The organism is Cellulomonas sp. IC4_254, assembly GCF_011603975.1.
Classification (GTDB): domain Bacteria; phylum Actinomycetota; class Actinomycetes; order Actinomycetales; family Cellulomonadaceae; genus Cellulomonas.
The window spans coordinates 1-723 of sequence record NZ_JAANNB010000400.1; the positions used below are offsets into that span (position 1 = coordinate 1).

Here is a 723-nt window from a genome sequence, read left to right on the forward strand (position 1 = left end):
GACGTGGTCGGGGCCGGCGTCCAGGTCGGTCAGCCACCGGCGGGTGCCGGGCGGGGGCGCGAGCGGCCGGGCTGCGGCCGGGTCCACCACCCGCACCTCCGGGCGGCCGGCCGCGTCGGACACCCGCAGCGCGCGCGGGTCGACGGCCAGGCCGGTACCCGCGGCCTTGAGGACCGCCTCGGTCCGGGCCCACGTCCGCAGGAGCCCGTGCGGTCCGACGGCGGGCGGCTCCCCGGGGGCTAGCACCACGCACGCGAGGTGGTCGCGGGTGCGCGCCGGCCCGGGGTGCGGGTGCGCCTGCTCGATGTCCACCCCGACCGGTCCGGCGTCAGACAGCGCGACGACGACCAGCCGGCGGGCGCGGCTCAGCGACAGGTGCGGCACCGGCCCGCCGTCCGCGCGATCCGCCACGGGCACGCCGTGCGCCGCGGACCCGCAGCGAGGGCACCGCCGTCGAACCCCCACCTCGTTGGGCGCCACCCCGCACCGCTCGGCGACGGCGAGGCGCACGAGCAGCAGCGCCGAGGCGACCGCGTCCCGGTCGGCGGGCGCGGCGCGGTCGAGCCGCTCGCGCTCGCGCGGCGCGAGCCGCGGCACCAGCGCGTCGGCCGGCACGACGGCGGCTCGGCGCACGCGGATCGGGGGCACAGCCCCATCCTCTCGCGGCCGCATCCCCACCCGATCGTCGCCTCACCGCCCCGACGGGTGGGTGGCTGCGCGACG

At 81.2% G+C, this 723-nt stretch carries 1 protein-coding gene; it reads right to left on the reverse strand.

Annotated elements, in window-relative coordinates; genetic code table 11:
- The coding region (locus G6556_RS19010) for a 4'-phosphopantetheinyl transferase superfamily protein (RefSeq protein ID WP_166944738.1) at positions 1 to 648 on the reverse strand (648 nt) is incomplete at its 3' end.
- Between the last annotated feature and the right edge of the window lie 75 nt (positions 649 to 723).